2 protein-coding genes are annotated in these 465 nt (G+C 35.9%); both read right to left on the bottom strand.

Annotated elements, in window-relative coordinates; genetic code table 11:
* On the bottom strand, nt 1-251 hold a 251-nt coding region (locus M3175_RS25460), incomplete at its 3' end, for an HNH endonuclease family protein (protein ID WP_251524587.1).
* A 3-nt stretch (nt 252-254) separates the two neighbouring features.
* Nucleotides 255-465: hypothetical protein (locus M3175_RS25455; RefSeq protein WP_251524585.1), on the bottom strand; the 211-nt coding region annotated here is incomplete at its 5' end.

Raw genomic sequence — 465 nt, 5'->3', positions numbered from 1 at the left:
AGCAGATTATTATAGTCGTAAGTGAGTGCGGGATATAAATTCCTACTTTTTACATGCTCAATAGTTACTTGAGTTTCCAATGCTTGACAACAATAACAACATAAATTCTTCTGCTCAGGTCTTAATTGTTCCCGTAGTATTTCATAGCCATCTTTATAATCTTTCCCTAAAGTCCAACCGTTAGGTTTTTCATTTTTGACCCAATCTTCAACTTGAACAGGCATAGAAAGTTTTTTACTAATGAATTGCATTGCTTAACTCACTTTATTTTGAGCAAGTTTTGCTTGGGCAAGCATCAATCTCACTTTTAGCAATTCGGTATTACTGGATGATACCTTTTTCGCTATGTTATTGATTTGGCTTTCCGCACTTTCCAGTTCTTTATGGCTAATCGCTCGGCGAATACCATTAAAAGCTTTATCAATTTCTGGCGTGCGATAGGGAACGTGAAAGACATCGTTTAAA

The organism is Robertmurraya korlensis, assembly GCF_023715225.1.
GTDB lineage: Bacteria > Bacillota > Bacilli > Bacillales > Cytobacillaceae > Robertmurraya_A.
The sequence above is the reverse complement of the archived record's forward strand: the minus strand, read 5'-3'. Positions and strand labels throughout refer to the sequence as shown.